Raw genomic sequence first — 17,577 nt, forward strand, 5'->3', positions numbered from 1 at the left:
GTCAATGACCTTCCGGATGCGGTTGCGTCGCGGGCGCCAACGGCGCCGCGGGCGTGGATGCCGGCTGCGGCGCAGCGTCGGCGGCTGGGGTGGATTCAGATGCCGAATGGGCGGAATGCGTCGCGCCCGGCGACGGCAACCGGCCGCCGACGGCCATCTGCAGATCGGTTTCGGCGAGCCAGTAGTCCTTCAGCGCGTCGATGTAGCCGTTGACCGCGCCGACCTGTTCGCGCGCATCGGCCAGCAGCTCGAATACGCTCGCGAGCATCCCGTTGTAGCGCAGCAGCAGTTCGTCGGAGATCGTCTTGCGCAGCGGCACGACTTCGTCGCGATAGTGCGTCGCGACGTCGTAGCTCGTCACGTACGCCGCGTACGATTCGCGTACTTCGGAGCGCGCATCGATGGCCGTTTTCGCGAGCCGGTTCGCCGACTGCATGTAGATGGCCTCGGCGCGCGCGACCTTGGCGCCGCCCCAGTCGAACAGCGGAATCTCAACGCCGATCTCGTAGCCGTGCTCGTGGCCCTTGCCGGTTTCGTAGTCGTTCACGTAGCCGAGCTCGACCGCATTGACGAAGCGCGTGGCCTTGCTCAGGCCGAGCGACGACGCGACACCCTGCGTCTGCAGCTTCGCCGCCTGGATGTCGAGGCGGTTGCTCATCGCGAAACGTTCGAGATCGTGCAGGTCCGGGCGCGCCTTCGGCACATCCGGCAAGCGCTCGGGCAGCGCGTACCGCGCGCGTTCGCCCCACAGCCCCATCGCACGCGTGAGCTTCTCGCGTGCGGCGACGGCCCGCTGGCGCGCCTTCGCGTGCTGCGCGACCGCATCGGCATGAAACGCCTGTTCGCGGGCGTAGTCGAGCCGGCTGAAGTTGCCGGCCTGCCGCATGCGCAACGCCAGTTCGGCGGCCGCGCTCGCGGCGTCGCGCACCTGCTGCGCATAGTTCGCGGCCTGCTCGGCGGCGACGGCCTCGACATACGCGCGGCGCGCCTCGGCCGCGACCTTCAGCATCGCATCGGCCGTTTCCAGCTTTGTCTGCTCGAAACGGCGGCGCTCGATCTTCGTTGCAAGCGGCATCGTCAGCAGCGCGAACACGTTCGCCGAGAACGTGCGGCCGAGCGTGAGCTCGCCGTCGCCGGCACGCGTGCGGCTGAATGCGAAGCGCGGGTTCGGCAGCCGGCCCGCCTGCACGAGATCGGCCTCCGACAGCCCAAGCTCCGCGTACGACGCCTGCAAGCCTCGGTTGTTCAGCAGCGCGACCTGCACCGCGTCGTCGATCGACAGCGGCTTGCCGAGCAGTTCCTTCGTCCGCCGGTCGACGGCTTCGCGGTCGGCGTCGGTCCTGACCACCACCGCGTCCTTGCCGATGCGTTCCGATGCGGCGGACGACACGGCGTCGAACCCGCCGTCCTTCGAAAACGTCGTGCAGCCCGCGAGGAACGCCAGCGCGACTGCGGCCACACCGATCCTCGGCGATATCGCGAACGTCGTCATCGCGCGGCCCCTCCGTGCGTCGAATGGGCGGCGCCGTGGCCGGCCGCGCCGCCGGTCGTGCGTGCTTTCGCGGGCCGCTCCGTCACGTCCCGGTTCAGTTGCTGCCAGCCCGGGCCTGCGTCGTCCCGATACGGCCGGTAGCCGTCGAACGCGGACGTCACGGTGACGTCCGGCACCGACGCGGCGGCGTCCGCCGGATCGGGCAACGGGGTTTGCGCGGGCGCGAGCGTCGGCACGAGGGCCGCCGCGCCCAATAGCGCCGCAATGATCAATCGCATGAACATGTCTCGTCGTAAGTCGTCCGGCGCGCCCGATACGGCGCCCGGTGCACATGGCGGATCGCGGCGCGTCGGCCGCGGGCAGGGACTAGGCGGGCATCCGGCGCGGCGGCCGGTCGATGCCGCCGGTCAGGAACGACACGCCCCCGGCCGAAGGCGGCGGCGCGACGATCGTGACGCCGACGCTCGCCGGGGCGGGCACCGCGAGCGCCCCCGACATGCCCGTGCCGAAGCAGCAGGACACGCACGCGGCACACGACGGCGCGTGCCGCGCGTGGTCGTCGCGATCGCGATGACCGTCCTGCGCGGCCGGCATCGCGTGCGACGCGTTGTCCCCATGCCGCGCAGCGGCGCCCGAGCACGGCATCGAAACGGCCGCGAACGACTGGATCGGCAGGCTCAGCGCGAGCAATACGACGACGAGGAAGGTGCGCCAGTACGACATGGAGGCGAAATCGGGCAGACAGCGATCGTTCGGGCCGTCGCGGCGCCGTGACGGCGCGCGCCGGGGACAAGACGACCGCAGCTTATCGCCGCCACGGTGACGACGGCATGGCCGAAACATGACCGGCTTTTCATGACAATTCCGTCATCCGCCGGTCATCCTTCGCGCACGCGCGATGCCGTACGCTCCGGCGTTACACTGACCGGCTGGAATCACGGACAGCCTGCCCGACCATGCGGATACTGATAGTCGAAGACGAACCCAAGATGGCGTCATACCTCCGGAAGGGGTTGACGGAGGCGAGCTACACGGTCGACGTCGCGGAAAACGGCAAGGACGGGTTGTTTCTCGCCTTGCACGAGGATTTCGACCTCGTCGTGCTCGACGTGATGCTGCCGGAGCTGGACGGCTTCGAGGTCCTCAGGCGGCTGCGCGCGCAGAAGCAGACCCCCGTGCTGCTGCTCACGGCCCGCGAGGCGATCGAGGACAAGGTCGCCGGGCTCGAACTCGGCGCCGACGATTACCTGCTCAAGCCGTTCGCGTATGCCGAATTCCTGGCGCGCATCCGCTCGCTGCTGCGGCGCGCGCCGCGCAACGTGCGCGACGTCCTGCACGTCGCCGATCTCGAGATCGACCTGCTCAAGCGCCGCGTGCGGCGCGCCGACACCCGCATCGACCTGACCGCGCAGGAATTCGCGCTACTGCAACTGCTCGCGGAACGCGAAGGCGAGGTGCTGACGCGCACCTTCATCACGTCGCAGATCTGGGACATGAATTTCGACAGCGACACGAACGTCGTCGATGCGGCAATCAAGCGCCTGCGCGCGAAGGTCGACAATGCGTACGAGAAGAAACTGATCCACACGATTCGCGGCATGGGCTACGTGCTCGAGGATCGTTCGTGACCGCGCCCCCCGCGCCGTATTCGCTGCTGCGGCGCCTGACGCTCGCGTTCGCCGCCGTCGCGGCGCTCGTGTTCGCGCTGACCGGCGCGTATCTCTATCGTTCGCTGTCCGCCGAACTGACGCGGCGCGACGACATCGAGATCGCCGCCAAGCTCAACCAGTTCCTGCAACTCGCACGCGCCAGCGGCTCGACGGCCGCGCTGCGCGCCGATCCCGCCGTGTTCCATGACGTGCTGCTGTCGCATCCGGGCGTCTATCTCGGCATCTACGACGCGCAACGTCATCCGCTCGTCGAGCATTCCGACGAAGCCGGCAATACGCTCGCGTCGGTGATCGCTGCGCCGCATCCGGCTGGCAGCGCCGGCGGCCCGTTCACGTGCGCGCCGCCCGGCATCGGCACGTCGCGCTGCGTGCATGCACGCGAAACGCTGCCGTCCGGCGAAGCGATCCAGGTCGCGCTCGCGCGCACCGCAACCGACCGCCAGTCGCTACTCGAAAGCTATCGCGTCGACATCTGGCTCGCGGCGGCCGTCGGCGCGCTGCTGGTCGGCGCGCTCGGCTACGCGGTCGCGTCGCGCGGCCTGCGCCCGGTCGAAAGCCTCGGCCGGCAGACGTCGCGCATCGAGGCGCACAACCTGAACGCACGCCTCGACGCGCGCGGCGGCCCGGTCGAACTGCGCGAGCTCGCCACGTCGGTGAACCGGATGCTCGACCGCCTCGAACGCGCGTTCGTGCGACTGTCGCAATTCTCGTCCGATCTCGCGCACGACATGCGCACGCCGCTCGCGAACGTGATCAGCTCGTCGCAGATCACGCTATCGCGCGCCCGCACCGCCGACGAATACGAAGCGCTGATCGAATCGAACATCGAGGAATGCGAACGGCTGCAGCGGATGATCGAGAACATGCTGTTTCTCGCCCGTACCGACAATGCGCGGCAGCACCTGAAGACCGCCGAACTCGACGCGGGCGGCGAACTGCGCCGGCTCGCGTCGTACTTCCAGGCGTTGGCCGACGAGGCCGGCGTGCGCATCGACGTGCATGGCGAAGCGCCGGTCGTCGCGGACGCCACGCTGTTCCGGCGCGCGGTGAGCAACCTCGCGTCGAATGCGCTCGAACACGCGGAAGCTGCGTCGACGATCGAGCTGGCCGTGTCCGTACAAGGCGGTTACGCGGTCGTCGAAGTCACGAATCGCGGCGCCGCGATTCCGCCCGAACAGGTCGAGCGGATCTTCGAGCGCTTCTACCGGATCGATTCGTCGCGGCACGGCGCGGCGCGCAACGCGGGGCTCGGGCTCGCGATCGTGAAATCGATCATGGAGCTGCATCGCGGCAAGGTGGAGGTCGCGAGCCGCGACGGTCACACGACGTTCGCGCTCTACTTTCCGCGCGGCACGGACGGCTAGCCCGCGCCTCTCCGCGTTCGGCGCTAACGATCCTGCACCGCGCCGAACGACGTGCGAACACGCACGAGCAGCACGATGGTCGCCGCGCTGAACGCGGCGCCCGCGTAGAACGTGGCAGCGGCGCTGACCCGGTCCCACAGGACACCCGCGACGACGCTCGATACGAGCGTCACGATGCCGCTGATCAGGTTGAATACGCCGAACGCCGTCCCTCTCAATTCGGCCGGCGCGGCATGCGCGACCATCGTCGCGAGCAGCCCTTGCGTCATCCCCATGTGGAGGCCCCATAGCGCGACGCCGACGAGCACGGTCGGCCAGTACGCGCCGTGTGCCAACACGATATCGGCGGCGATCAGCAGGACGAGCCCGACCACCATCAGTTTCGTGTGGCTCGTCGTATCGGCGAGCTTGCCGAACGGGTAAGCGGACAACGCGTATACGACGTTCATCGCGACCATCACGAGGGGCACGAGTGCGACGGGCACGCCGCTGCCCATCGCGCGCAGCACCAGAAACGCCTCGCTGAAACGCGCCAGCGCGAACACGCCGCCGACGGCCGCCACCCACCAGTAGCGGGCGCCGAGTCGAGCGACGACCTCGCGGCGGATCGGGTTCACGCGCCGCTCGCCCGGCGCATGCGCCGGCTCGTCGATGCCGAACGCGAGCAGCGCCACGGCCAGCACGCCGGGAATCACGGCCAGCCAGAACGCGAGGCGGAAATCGTCGCGCCACGCCAGCATGATGACGACGGCCAGCAGCGGCCCGAGGAACGCGCCCACCGTGTCGAGCGACTGGCGCAACCCGTACGCGGCGCCGCGCAGGTGAACGGGCGTGACGTCGGCGACGAGCGCATCGCGCGGCGCGCCGCGAATCCCCTTGCCGACGCGGTCGACGATCCGCGCGGTCACGACGACGCCGATCGTCGGCGCGATCGCGAACAGCGGCTTGCTGAGCGCGCCGAGCGCGTAACCGGTTACCGCGAGCCATTTGCGATTGCGCAGGTAGTCGCTCAGCGTGCCGGAGAACACCTTGACGACCGGCGACGTCGCCTCGGCGATCCCCTCGATCAGGCCGATCGCCGTCGCGCTCGCGCCAAGCCCCGTCATCAGGAACATCGGCAACAGGCTGTGGATGATTTCGGACGACACGTCCATCAGCAGGCTGACACAGCCGAGCACCCACACGCTGCGCGGAATCTGGCGAAGAATGCCGGTCGACGAGTCGGTCTGCATGGGTCGCTCCCGGTTCAGGAATCCCGATACTGGATGCCAGCGATACTACCGCAGGCCGGCGACGCCGATCGCCGGCTTCGGCAGCGCGTGCGCCCTTGCTATTGCGCGTCGTCGCGCCGGAGTTTCGCCTGCCGACGCGTACGGTCGTTGAGTATCTGGTGGCGGCGATGGTCGGTCAGCTTCTTCCAGTCGCGCGCCTCGTCGCGCGTGCGCAGGCAGCCGACACAAAAACCCGTGCGGCCGTCGAATGCGCACAGGTCGATACACGGCGATTTCACGGCCACGATCAGGCCGCCTTCGCAGGCGTCGTCACTTCGACGGTCACGTGCGACACGCCGTCGAAGCGCGCGACCAACGCATGGTAGAAACGTGCATCGCGTGCGGCGTCGCCCGATTCGACCGACACGATCGCGCTCATGTGCCCGGGGCCCACGCGCCACACGTGGAGATCGTTGACCTTGTCGCCAAGCGCCTCGATCGCGCGGCGGACGTTGTCCGTCAGCTTGCGATCGACGTTGACGTCGAGCAGGACACCGCCCGTATCGCGTATCAGCCCGTACGCCCAGTTGGCGATCACCAGCGCGCCGACGATGCCTGCAAGCGGGTCCATCCAGACCCATCCGAACGCGCGCGCAAGCAGCAGGCCGACGATCGCCAGCACCGACACGGCCGCGTCGGCGATCACGTGAACGTAGGCCGACCGGATGTTGTGGTCGCGATGCGCAGCCGGGTGCGAAGCGTGACCATGATGCGCGTGGTGCGCGTGGTGCGCGTCGTCATGGTCGTGGTCGTGATCATGCCGATGATCGTGACCATGACGATGCCCGTGATGGTGATCGCCGCTCAGCAGCCACACGCTGGCGAGGTTCACGGCGAGCCCCAGCACGGCGATCGGAATCGCTTCGTCAAAGCGAATCGGCACCGGCGCCAGCAGCCGCGCGATCGCCTCATAGCCGATCAGCAACGCAATCATCGCCAGCACGATCGCGCTCGTGAAACCGGCCAGGTCGCCGAGCTTGCCGGTGCCGAACACGAAGCGCGGATCGTCGGCGTACCGGCGCGCATAGGTATAGGCCAGCGCCGCGATCAGCATCGCGCCCGCGTGCGTCGACATGTGCAGCCCGTCGGCGACCAGCGCGAGCGAACCGAACAGCGTGCCGCCGACGATCTCGGCGATCATCATCGCCGAGCACAGGCCGATGACCATCCACGTCTTCCGCTCGTTCTGCGCATGGGCGGTGCCCAGAAACGCGTGACTGTGCACGCCGCCGGTCGCCGGGCTCTTGAATTCGTTCATGTTCCGATCCGCTTACTTGAAATAGCTGTGGACGACATCGATGAGCTGCTCGGTCGCGCTGCCTTCGTGTGCGTCGGGCGTGTCCGCATCGACGAGATGCGACCGGATGTGGTCTTCCAGCACGACGGCCAGCAGGCCGTTCATCGCGCCGCGGCAGCTCGTGATCAGTTGCAGCACGTCGTTGCAGCCGCGCTCGTCTTCCAGCGCCCGCTCGATCGCTTCGACCTGTCCCTTGATACGGCGCACGCGGTTCAGCAGCTTCTGTTTTTCGCGAACGGTATGACTCATCGATGGCTCCTATATAGGGTAGGGGAGTATATCTCCGAAAAGCAGCCCCTATAAGATGGAGGGGTATCTTTTTCGAGACGAAGGCTTGCCGAAAGAAAACCGCTCGGCTAGACTGCTTTCCGTCTTTGGGGAGTAGCCTGCTTTCCGTCCCCGGAAAGCGAACGCGTCAACACACTCGGCCTGCGGCCGTGGCGCGTTCGGCCGATCGGCTTGGCGAGACCATCGGCACATCGCGTCGTTCCTGGTCGGACGGCGGCGGATGTGCCATGGTTCGTCAGCGTCCGACCACGGAGTCCCCATGTTCCTCCCCGTTCGCTTCCCTCACGCCACCGCTGCCTGCGGAGGTGCCGCATGACCTTCATGTTTGTCGAACTCGCGTTCATGCTGGTCGTCATCCTCGTCGCGGCCGAGGTCTTCACCAATGCGCTCGAACATCTCGGCGAACGCCTGAAGATTTCCGAAGGCGTGACCGGCTCGCTGTTCGCGGCCGTCGGCACCGCGCTGCCCGAAACGATGGTGCCGCTGCTCGCGCTGACCGGCGGCACGTCGAACCAGGCCGTGAACGAGGAGATCGGCGTCGGCGCGATTCTCGGCGCGCCGCTGATGCTGGTGACGCTCACCACGTTCCTGATGACGCTCGCCGTGATCCGCTCGCGCGGGCTGCGCGGCACGATCGCCCCCGAACGCACGGGCTTCGTGCGCGACATGAACACCTTCCTCGCCGCGTTCTCGCTGGCAACCGTCGCGATGTTCGTTCCGCATCACAACTGGGCCGTGCGCGCGCTGCTCGCCGCGATGCTGGTCGGCCTCTACGCGATGTACGTCGCGATGACGTTCCGCGCGTCGACCGGGCTCGTCGATGCCGGGCACGGCACCGAGGCGCCGCACGCGATGTTCCTGTCGCGCGTCGGCCTGCCGACCAACCTGGCGACGATCGTGCTGCAACTGCTGATCGGCGTCGCGCTGCTGGTCGGCGGGGCGAAGGGCTTCATTCACGGCGTGGAAGGCGTATCGCACGTGCTCGGCGTGTCGGCGCTGCTGCTGTCGCTGATCATCGTGCCGATCGCGACGGAACTGCCCGAGAAGGTCAACAGCGTGCTGTGGATCCGCCGCGGGAAGGACACGCTCGCGTTCGGCAACATCACCGGCGCGATGGTGTTCCAGGGCACGCTGCTGCCGGCGATCGGCATCATGCTGACGCCGTGGGAGCCGCGCTCCGAAGTGCTGACCGGCGTGATCATCACGCTCGCGGCGGCGGCCTGGCTGCGCGTCAACGCGCACACGCGCGGGCTCGCGACCTGGGCGTTGCTCGCGAACGGCGCGGGTTATGCCGGGTATCTAGCGTTGACGCTGGCGCGCTGAGCGCCGGTCGGGCACGCCGGCCGGCGAATACGTCGGCGCGGCGCGTTTCATGGCGCCGGATGCGGGCGACGGCAACGCCCGCATCCGGACGATCAGGAACCCTTGACGAGTTTGACGATCGTCAACGTGCCGTCGACCTTCTCGATCCGCACCCTCACCTTGTCGCCCGCATGCGCTTGCGCGAGCATCGCCGCATCCTTCGCCTTGAATGCCATCGTCATCGGCGGCATCCCGACGTTCTCCAGCGCGCCGTGCTTCAGCGTGATCTTGCCGCTCGCGGCATCGACCTTCTTCACTTCGGCGTCGGTCAGCACGGCGTTCGATTCCGCCGCGCCGTCCGACGAAATCTTCATGCCGGACATGTCCATGCCCGACATCTCGCCGGCGGCGAACGCCGGTATCGCGAAAGCACTCAGCGCGACGACAGCGGTGGCAGTAGCGATCAATTGATTCATCTTCATCGTGATTCTCCGGTTGAGATAGATGGCACGTTCGTGCCGGAAGGAACTGCATCGGAATGCCGCGCGCGGCCCGCGCTTCGCGCACGACGGCGCTGAAGCAGAAGCCACGCGGCGGGAATGACGAACATCGACAGGAGCGGCGCCGTGACCATGCCACCGACCATCGGCGCGGCGATGCGCTGCATGACTTCGGAGCCCGCGCCGTGGCCGATCGTGATCGGCACGAGCCCGGCGAGCACGACGGCGACCGTCATCGCCTTCGGGCGTACACGCAGCACCGCGCCTTCGCGAATCGCGTCGAGCAGCAACGCATCGGTCAGCGGTTCGCCGGCATCGAGCCGGCGCTGCAGCGCGCTCTTCAGGTACAGCAGCATCACGACGCCGAATTCGGCGGCCACACCCGCCAGCGCGATGAAGCCGACCGACGTCGCGACGGACACCGCATGACCGAGCGCCCACACCAGCCAGAACCCGCCGACCAGCGCGAACGGCACCGTCGACATCAGCAGCAACGCATCGGCTGCCGAATCGAACGTGACGAACAGCAGCACGAAGATCACGACGAGCGTGACGGGCACGACGGTGCGCAGCGTCGCCGCCGCGCGTTCGAGATACTCGAACTGCCCCGACCATGCGATCGAATAGCCGGGCGGCAACGCGACCCGATGCGCGACGACCTGCTGCATCGCACGGACGGCCGTGCCCAGGTCGGTACCGCGAAGATCGACGTACACGTAGCCGGACAGCCGCGCGTTCTCGCTGCGGATCATCGGCGGCCCGTCGGCGATCGCGACGTGCGCGACGTCGCCGAGGCGGATCTGCGCGCCGCGCGCGGTCACGATCGGCAGTTGCCGCAGGTTCTCGAGCGAATCACGGATCTCGCGCGGATAGCGAATGTTGATCGGGAAGCGCTCGCGCCCCGCGATCACTTCGCCCACCTCCTCGCCGCCGATCGCTGACGACACGATCGACTGGATATCGGCCACCGACAGCCCGTAACGCGCGGCAGCAAGCCGGTCGACGTCGACGTCGATGTAGCGGCCGCCGTTCAGCCGCTCCGCGAGCGCGGACGTCACGCCCCGCACGTGCTTCACGGCGGCCTCGACCTGCGTCGCGATCGCGTCGATCCCCGCCAGGTCCGGCCCCGAGATTTTCACGCCGACCGGCGTCTTGATCCCGGTGGACAGCATGTCGAGCCGGTTGCGGATCGGCGGCACCCATACGTTCGACAGGCCCGGCACCTTCACCGTCCGGTCGAGTTCGTCGACGAGCTTCTGCGGCGTCATGCCGGGCCGCCACGCGCTGCGCGGCTTGAAGCGGATCGTCGTCTCGAACATTTCGAGCGGCGCCGGATCGGTTGCCGTATCGGCACGGCCCGACTTGCCGAACACCGTGTCGACCTCGGGCACGGTCTTGATCAGCCGGTCGGTCTGCTGCAGCAATTCGCTCGCCTTGTCCGCCGAGATGCCCGGCAGCGCGGTCGGCATGTACAGCAAATCGCCTTCGTCGAGCGGCGGCATGAATTCGCCGCCGAGCCGCGACAACGGCACGGCAGTCAGCACGAGCGCGACGACCGCGATGCCGATCGCGGCCCACGGGCGCCGCAGCGTCGCTTCGAGCCACGGCCGATACAGGCGGATCAGCACGCGGTTGATCGGGTTCGCGTGCTCGTGCGGAATGCGGCCGCGCACGAGATAGCCCATCAGCACGGGCACCAGCGTCACCGATAGCCCGGCGGCGGCGGCAATCGTATAGGTCTTCGTGAACGCGAGCGGCGCGAACAGCTTGCCCTCCTGCCCTTCCAGCGAAAACACCGGAACGAACGACAGCGTGATGATCAGCAACGAGAAGAACAGCGCGGGGCCCACTTCCGCGGCAGACGCCGCCACGAGTTCCCAGCGCCGCGCGGTCGCGATCGGCTCGCCGGGATGCGCGCGGTCGTGCGCTTCCAGATGCTTGTGCGCGTTCTCGATCATCACGATAGCGGCGTCGACCATCGCGCCGATCGCGATCGCGATCCCGCCGAGCGACATCAGGTTCGCGTTCACGCCCTGGTAGCGCATCACGATGAACGCGGCCAGCACGCCGAGCGGCAGCGACAGGATCGCGACCAGCGCGCTGCGCAGATGGAACAGGAACACCGCGCAGACGATGCCGACAATCACGAATTCCTCGATCAGCTTGTCCGTCAGGTTGTCGACCGCGCGCGCGATCAGTTGCGAACGGTCGTAGGTCGTGACGATCTCGACGCCGGCCGGCAGCGAACGCTTCAGGTCGGCGAGCTTCGCCTTCACCGCGTCGATCGTCGTCAGCGCGTTCTTGCCCGAGCGCATCACGACGACGCCGCCCGTCACCTCGCCCTGCCCGTTCAACTCCGCGATGCCGCGCCGCATCGCCGGCCCAACCTGGATGCGTGCGACGTCGCCGAGCAGGACGGGCGTGCCGGCGTCGTCGGTGCGCAGCACGACGCGACGGAAATCGTCGAGCGTGCGCAGGTAGCCTGACGACCGCACCATGTACTCCGACTCGGCCAGCTCGACAACCGCGCCGCCGGACGCCTGGTTGGCCTTGCCCAGCGCCTCAGCGATCGCTGCCTGCGTAATCCCGTATGCGCGCAGCTTGTCCGGATCGAGCACGACCTGATACTGGCGCACCATGCCGCCAATGCTCGCCACTTCCGATACGTCCGGCACGGCCTTCAGCTCGAACTTCAGGAACCAGTCGTTGAGCGCGCGCAGTTGGCCGAGATCGTGACGGCCGGTGCGATCGACGAGCGCGTATTCGTATACCCAGCCGACGCCGGTCGCATCCGGGCCTAGCGACACGGTCGCGCCCGCCGGCAGGCGGCTCTGCACCTGACTCAGGTATTCGAGCACGCGCGAACGCGCCCAGTACGGATCGGTGCGATCGTCGAACAGCACGTAGACGAACGCGTCGCCGAACGACGAGTACGCGCGCACGGTTTTCGCGCCCGGCACGCCGAGCAGCGTCGTCGTGAGCGGATAGGTCACCTGATCCTCGACGACCTGCGGCGCGTTGCCCGGATACGACGCCTTCACGATCACCTGCGTGTCCGACAGGTCGGGTAATGCGTCGAGCGGCGTCTGTCGCAGCGAATGCACGCCCCATGCCGCGAGCAGCACGGTGGCCAGCAGCACCAGAAACCGGTGATGGACGGACCAGTGAATGATGCGCGCGATCATCGCTCGCCTCCCTGCGGCTCGACCTTCGTCAGCCGGTAGCCGTCGTCGGTCTGCATGAACGCGAAACGCACGGTCTGGCCCGGCTTCACGTCCGCGAACGCCTGCGCCGACGGCTTGCCGAACGCCATCGTCATCGCACCCCAGCCAAGCGCCGGCACCGGCTGATGCGAGAACGTGATGTCGTCGGCCGTGACCTTCTCCACCGTGCCGGTGGTTTCGTAGACCGGCGCGGTTGCCGTCGAGGACGATGCTGCCGGGGCTGTCCCTGCCGCGCGCTCCAGCCGCGGCAGCACGCTTTTCAGGCTGGCTTCCGAATCGATCAGGAACTGCCCCGACGCGACGACCGTGTCGCCTTCGTTCAGCCCGTCGAGCACTTCCGTGTCGCCGCCGACGTCGTTGCCGACCGTCACCGACACTGGCTGCAGCCGGCCGTCGCCCTGCTTCGCGATGACGATCGTGCGCTGGCCGGTCGCGATCACGGCCTCGGACGGCACCAGCAGGCGCGACACCTTCGCCTTCTCGGCGACCCGCACGCGCATCAGCATGCCGGGCGTGAGCTTCAGCGATGCGTTGTCGATCTCCACGCGCGCCTGCAACGTACGGCTGCCCGTACTGATGCCGGGTAGCACTTCGCGGATGCGTCCACCGAAATGCCGGGCTGGATCGCCCGCGAACGTCGCGTCGACCGACATTCCTGGCTGCACGTTCAAAGCAAGCGCTTCCGGCACCTCGACGATCAGCCACAGCGTGGACAACCCGGCGATCTTCGCGAGCGTCTGGCCGGGCGCGACCATCGCGCCGTCGCGCACGTTCAGCTCGCTGACGACGCCGGCCTCCGGCGCACTCAGCACGACGTGCGTCTGCGCGCGGCCCGTACGATCGAGATTCGCGATCATGCCGTCCGGAATCGACAGCGCCCGCATCCGCGCACGCGCCGCATCGAGCAGGCTGCCGTCCATCCCGCCGCGCTTCAGCGCGAGATATTCCTCCTGCGGCGCGAGCCAGTCGGGCACGAACAGCGATGCGACCGGCGCTCCCTTCGCGATGCGCTGCATCGGCGCGCGTGCATACAGGCGGTCGATGTAGCCCGTGACGCGCGACTGCACGACTTCCGTGCGTGCCTCGTCGAACTGCGTGGTGCCCACCGCGTCGAAACCGGCGGCCGTTTGCTGCCGGCGCACGGTCGCATAGCGGATGCCGAGGTTCTGCTGCAGGCCCGGATCGATCCGGATGCCCGTCGCGGCGCCGCCTTCATCCGCATAGACAGGCTGCAACTGCATGTCCATGAACGGCGATTTGCCCGGTTTGTCGAAGTGCTGGTTCGGCACCATCGGGTCGTGCCAGTACAGCACCTTGCGCACGGGCTGCGGAGCCTGCGCGCCCGGCGGCGCAGCGGCAGCCGTGGCCGCCGTCGCCGCATCGCCCGTCGCATGGCGAACGCCTGCGAAATAGCCGGCGCCGACGAGCGCCGCGCCGGCGAACGCCATCAGCGCCGCACGTGCCAGTGATTGCTTGGTCATGGCGGTCTCCTTCACTGAGCGGCGGCCATCGCCGACGGCACGACTTGATATTCGAGCTGCGCCCAGGTCTGCGACACGTCGCGCCTGAGATCGAGCACCTGCAACTGCGCTTCGAGCTGCGCACGCCGCGCGGCGAACGTGTCGGCCAGCGATCCCGTGCCGGCCCGGTACGCGGCCGTCGCGAGCTGCACACGCTGATCCGCGGCCGGCAACAGCGCGGCGCCCAGGTACGCGATGCGTTCGCGTCCGGCCGCCAGCGTGTCGGATTGCGTGCGGATATCGGCCTGCACCTGACGCAGCGTGTCCTCGTACATCAGGCGCGCCTTCGTTGCGAGCGCAGCCTTTTCGGCCACGTCGCGGTTCTGGCGATTCTTGCGATTGAGCGGCAGCGGGATCGAGACGCCGACCGACACCATGTTCGAATACGCTCCGCCGCGCTGCTGGTACGCGATTTCCCACGTCCAGTTGGGGCTGCGCTCGCTGTTCGCGACCGCGGCGTCGGCTTCGGCCACCGCGATATCGTCCGCGGCGGCGACGAGCGCCGGCTGCGACAGGCGCAGCTCGTCCGGCGGCAACGACGAGACGAACGATTCGGGCGCGGGCGGCGTACCCGCCACGTCCGTCACGGGCGCCGCCGTCCAGCGGCCCAGCGCGACGAGGGCGGTGCGATACGCCTGCTGCGCCTTGAGCACCTGGTCCCGCGTCTGCGCGAGCATCGCGCGGGCCTGCACGACGTCGCCCGCGCTCGCCTTCGCGCCGCGATACGACGCCTGCGTCGCGTCGAGTTCATGGTTCATGTGACCGAGCAGTGCCTGCTGAAGCGCGAGCGCCTGCTTCGCATAAGCGGCATCGAGCCACGCCGTCGCGGTCTGCCGGCGCACGGCCGCCAGTTGCAGGAGATAGCCCGCGCGCTCGCGGCCGACCTGCTCGTCGGCCAGCGCGGTGCGCAGCCGCCGCTTGTCGCCGGACACCCATTCCTGCTCGATGCCGATGCGGCGCATCGTCATGAAGTCCTGGCCGACGGTGAAGCGCTGCCCGCCGTTGATCGGCAGGTTGTCGATGCCGGCCTTGAGCATCGGATCCGGCAACTGGCCGGCCTTGACGGCCGCTTCGGAGCGCGCGAGCACGGAGGCCTGCGCGGCCTGTATCGACGCGGAATAATCGGTGGCGGACTGCAGCGCGGCGTCCAGCGTAAGCGGCGACTGTTGCGCGTGAACGGCGCCCGCCACCAGCAGCGCGGCCCACGGTACGGGCGCGCGCCGACGTGCACGCGGCATGTGCCGCGTGCGGAAAGCGAATGACATGGTGTAACCCCAAATCGGAACCCAAGGGGATTCCACGTCCTGCGCACAGGACGAACCTCACCGCGTACGCGGCGAACCGGTCAAATCGGGATCAGCTGATGCGGGGCGGGCGCCACAACCCGTTCGGGTCGCGAGCCGGGACGGACTGCGTGTAGTGGAAGACGATCGTACTGGCGAATGCGGCGGGACGGCTGACGTCGACGCGGGCGGCCGGGTGGTAGAGACTGCCGAACTGGCATTGGGCCGTCACCTTGCAGGCCATGCCCTTGGCTTTGGCCTTCGCGTGATCGGAGGATGACGGCTGCATCGAATCGCAGCCGTTCATGTCGGCGGACATGGCCATGTTCATGCCCATATCCGCCTCCATCGACATCGTGTGCTGCATCGGACATTCACCGGTCAGGCCGCTGGCTGCCAGCCCAGTGATGGGCAGCACCGCGCACAGCAGCAGCAGGATGATGGTCCGAAACAGTTTCATGGCGGCGATTATAGCGCGGCCCGTTGCGGCATGACGCTGCGTCGCGACGGCGAAACGACGCGCCTCCCCCGCCACGGCCGCCGCACGTCACCGCAGCAGATTGTCCGCCGCCAGCACGGCCTGCACCGCCGGCCGCGCGCGCACCCGCTCGTACCACGCACGCAGATGCGCATGCCGGCTCAGGTCGATATCCGCGTGGTACACGGAACGCATCCAGTCGGCCTTGCCCCAGCCGGTCAGTGCGAACAGGTACGCATCGGCGACCGTGAACGAGTCGCCGGTAACGAACGTCCTGCCGTCGAGCTGGCGGTCGATCCATGCGAAGCGGCCGTCGAGCTTCTGCCGCACGGGCTCCACGTACTTCCCCGCCTGCACCGCATACAGCAGCGGGATGAAGCCCTTGTGGATCTCGGTGGCGAGAAAGTTGAGCCATTCCATCAGCCGGTAGCGCGCGAGCGTGCCGTATGCGGGCGCAAGCGCGGCTTCCGGGCGCTGGTCGGCGAGATACTGGGCGATCACCGGCCCTTCGCGCAGCATCGTGCCGTCGTCGAGTTCGAGCAGCGGCACGTAGCCGAGTTCGGTCACGTCGTAGTAGTTGCGGCCGTCTTCGACGACATGCTTGCGCGCGTCGACCTTGACGATCTCGGCGTCGAATCCGCCTTCGCGCAGCACGATGCAGATCGCCTGCGAACAGCTGCCGGGAGCGTGATAGAGCTTCATGTGTTTCCTTGGTGGGTGGTCCTTGTATCGATTCGCCGCGACGCGGGCGCTAATATCTCGCATCGGCGCAGCGCCGGGAAGACGGCAGTCGTTTGTGCCGTAGTCACAAAAAATTTACCGACCAGGATTCGGCACGATGAAAACGAGTGCGACAGGATGTTCCGTTGAAGAAGCGATGCGCGTGCTCGGCGGCCGCTGGCGGCTGCTGCTGGTGTCGTATCTGCTCGACGGGCCGCGCCGCTTCAGCGACCTGCGGCGCGACATGCCGGGCATCTCGCAGCGCATGCTGACGCTCGACCTGCGCGCGCTGGAAGACGCGGGGCTCGTGCGGCGGACCGTCTATCCGGAAGTGCCGGTGCGCGTCGAGTACGATCTCACCGCGGACGGCGACCGGCTGCGGCCGGTGGTCGACGTCATGCGCGAATTCGGGCTGTGGCTGAAGGCGCGCGACGCGCACACCGATGCGATGCCCGGCGGCACGGCTGCGGTCGACACGACGACGCACGCTCACACTCATACCTAACCCTTCGGCAGGAACTTCGTTCATGGAACTTCACGCTACCGTCGGCGCGGCCACGTCCGACCTCGACGACGATGAAAGCTTCGCCAACATCTACTGTCACGATGCGGAGCAGGACTATTGCTTCGCGCTGTCGCGCTTTCCGGACGACACGCTGATCGAAGTGATGGTGCGCGACCAGTTGAACCTGCGCGTCAAGGATCTGTCGGTCCGGCTGACGGACGATACGATCGACGTCGAGATCGAGCCGGGCATCGCCGCACGTCTCGACGGCCACACGCGTTACGTGATTCATCTCGCGCCAGGCCAATACGATCCGGTTACGCTGCGCGCCGCGTTGAAGGAAATCTTCGTCGGCAAGAACGGCTATCGCGACGACGGCACGCGCGGCTGAACGGTCGCCTGGCCGCTCTCGTTCGTGACGCCGACACACGCCTGTCGGCGTCCGTTCCCACATATTGAGCGCCAAACGTCCCATCAATAGGGATGCCTGCCCAAATGTTGACGCACGCCGCACCACGGCTCTAACGTTCGCCCCAACGCCATTCGATTCGGCCGCCTCGTTCGCGAGCGCCGGCCGGCGCATAGAACACAGCAACCATCTTGAGACAGCCCATGTCATGCGCAATTGAAATCCGGCTGCCAACGCTCGCCAGTGCGAGCGAT

General features: G+C 67.8%; 18 protein-coding genes and 1 riboswitch. Of the genes, 5 read left to right on the forward strand and 13 right to left on the reverse strand.

Translation table 11 applies throughout. From position 1 onward, the window contains the following. Position 1 precedes the first annotated feature (1 nt). From WS61_RS28525 to WS61_RS28535, 3 genes are all read right to left on the reverse strand, one after another. The gene (locus tag WS61_RS28525) at positions 2-1,492 is read right to left on the reverse strand and encodes a TolC family protein (RefSeq protein ID WP_059505557.1); all 1,491 of its coding nucleotides are present in this window, start codon (positions 1,490-1,492) and stop codon (positions 2-4) included. Continuing rightward, the gene (locus tag WS61_RS28530) at positions 1,489-1,770 is read right to left on the reverse strand and encodes a hypothetical protein (protein WP_059505586.1); all 282 of its coding nucleotides are present in this window, start codon (positions 1,768-1,770) and stop codon (positions 1,489-1,491) included. Before WS61_RS28530 ends, WS61_RS28525 begins: the two co-directional genes overlap by 4 nt. Before the next feature lie 88 nt (positions 1,771-1,858). Beyond that, positions 1,859-2,215, reverse strand: coding sequence for a hypothetical protein (locus WS61_RS28535; protein WP_059505559.1), 357 nt, complete (start codon positions 2,213-2,215; stop codon positions 1,859-1,861). Between the two features lie 233 nt (positions 2,216-2,448). Here WS61_RS28535 and WS61_RS28540 point away from each other — a divergent pair, with 233 nt between their 5' ends. Further along, positions 2,449-3,120: a heavy metal response regulator transcription factor gene (locus WS61_RS28540; protein ID WP_059505561.1), complete on the forward strand. Its 672-nt coding sequence runs from the start codon at positions 2,449-2,451 to the stop codon at positions 3,118-3,120. Next, the gene (locus tag WS61_RS28545) at positions 3,117-4,526 is read left to right on the forward strand and encodes a heavy metal sensor histidine kinase (protein ID WP_059505563.1); all 1,410 of its coding nucleotides are present in this window, start codon (positions 3,117-3,119) and stop codon (positions 4,524-4,526) included. Before WS61_RS28540 ends, WS61_RS28545 begins: the two co-directional genes overlap by 4 nt. A gap of 23 nt (positions 4,527-4,549) precedes the next feature. On the opposite strand, the gene WS61_RS28550 is transcribed toward WS61_RS28545, so the two are convergent. From WS61_RS28550 to WS61_RS28565, 4 genes are all read right to left on the reverse strand, one after another. After that, on the reverse strand, positions 4,550-5,758 hold the full coding sequence (locus WS61_RS28550; protein ID WP_059505565.1) for an MFS transporter: 1,209 nt from the start codon (positions 5,756-5,758) through the stop codon (positions 4,550-4,552). A gap of 98 nt (positions 5,759-5,856) precedes the next feature. Then, on the reverse strand, positions 5,857-6,042 hold the full coding sequence (locus WS61_RS28555; RefSeq protein ID WP_027782197.1) for a DUF1289 domain-containing protein: 186 nt from the start codon (positions 6,040-6,042) through the stop codon (positions 5,857-5,859). A 2-nt stretch (positions 6,043-6,044) separates the two neighbouring features. Continuing rightward, on the reverse strand, positions 6,045-7,055 hold the full coding sequence (dmeF, locus tag WS61_RS28560) for a CDF family Co(II)/Ni(II) efflux transporter DmeF (RefSeq protein WP_059505567.1): 1,011 nt from the start codon (positions 7,053-7,055) through the stop codon (positions 6,045-6,047). 12 nt (positions 7,056-7,067) lie between these two features. Beyond that, a complete protein-coding gene (locus WS61_RS28565; RefSeq protein ID WP_012338822.1) occupies positions 7,068-7,343 on the reverse strand; it encodes a metal/formaldehyde-sensitive transcriptional repressor in 276 nt (91 codons plus the stop codon). A 115-nt stretch (positions 7,344-7,458) separates the two neighbouring features. Continuing rightward, positions 7,459-7,633, forward strand: a riboswitch (yybP-ykoY riboswitch). Positions 7,634-7,694: 61 nt separating this feature from the next. On the opposite strand from WS61_RS28565, the gene WS61_RS28570 reads away from it, so the two are divergent. Further along, entirely contained in the window at positions 7,695-8,705 is a 1,011-nt protein-coding gene (locus WS61_RS28570) for a sodium:calcium antiporter (RefSeq protein WP_059505569.1), read from the forward strand. Between the two features lie 92 nt (positions 8,706-8,797). Here the strand turns inward: WS61_RS28570 and WS61_RS28575 are convergent, their stop codons facing one another. From WS61_RS28575 to gstA, 6 genes are all read right to left on the reverse strand, one after another. Continuing rightward, the gene (locus WS61_RS28575) at positions 8,798-9,166 is read right to left on the reverse strand and encodes a copper-binding protein (protein ID WP_059505571.1); all 369 of its coding nucleotides are present in this window, start codon (positions 9,164-9,166) and stop codon (positions 8,798-8,800) included. Then, entirely contained in the window at positions 9,163-12,369 is a 3,207-nt protein-coding gene (locus WS61_RS28580) for an efflux RND transporter permease subunit (RefSeq protein WP_059505573.1), read from the reverse strand. The genes WS61_RS28575 and WS61_RS28580 overlap by 4 nt, the downstream gene beginning before the upstream one ends. Beyond that, entirely contained in the window at positions 12,366-13,889 is a 1,524-nt protein-coding gene (locus WS61_RS28585; protein ID WP_059505588.1) for an efflux RND transporter periplasmic adaptor subunit, read from the reverse strand. Before WS61_RS28585 ends, WS61_RS28580 begins: the two co-directional genes overlap by 4 nt. A gap of 11 nt (positions 13,890-13,900) precedes the next feature. Further along, complete coding sequence (locus WS61_RS28590; protein WP_059505575.1) at positions 13,901-15,193, reverse strand: TolC family protein; 1,293 nt, start codon at positions 15,191-15,193, stop codon at positions 13,901-13,903. 91 nt (positions 15,194-15,284) lie between these two features. Continuing rightward, on the reverse strand, positions 15,285-15,671 hold the full coding sequence (locus WS61_RS28595; RefSeq protein ID WP_059505577.1) for a hypothetical protein: 387 nt from the start codon (positions 15,669-15,671) through the stop codon (positions 15,285-15,287). A gap of 87 nt (positions 15,672-15,758) precedes the next feature. Further along, positions 15,759-16,391, reverse strand: a complete 633-nt coding sequence (gstA, locus tag WS61_RS28600; RefSeq protein ID WP_059505579.1) for a glutathione transferase GstA — start codon at positions 16,389-16,391, stop codon at positions 15,759-15,761. 136 nt (positions 16,392-16,527) lie between these two features. On the opposite strand from gstA, the gene WS61_RS28605 reads away from it, so the two are divergent. Both WS61_RS28605 and WS61_RS28610 read left to right on the forward strand, forming a co-directional pair. Further along, the gene (locus WS61_RS28605) at positions 16,528-16,914 is read left to right on the forward strand and encodes a helix-turn-helix domain-containing protein (protein WP_059505581.1); all 387 of its coding nucleotides are present in this window, start codon (positions 16,528-16,530) and stop codon (positions 16,912-16,914) included. 22 nt (positions 16,915-16,936) lie between these two features. Beyond that, on the forward strand, positions 16,937-17,305 hold the full coding sequence (locus WS61_RS28610) for a hypothetical protein (protein ID WP_059505583.1): 369 nt from the start codon (positions 16,937-16,939) through the stop codon (positions 17,303-17,305). Positions 17,306-17,577 lie beyond the last annotated feature (272 nt).

Origin of the sequence: Burkholderia sp. ABCPW 11 (assembly GCF_001523445.1) — a bacterium.
Classification (GTDB): domain Bacteria; phylum Pseudomonadota; class Gammaproteobacteria; order Burkholderiales; family Burkholderiaceae; genus Burkholderia.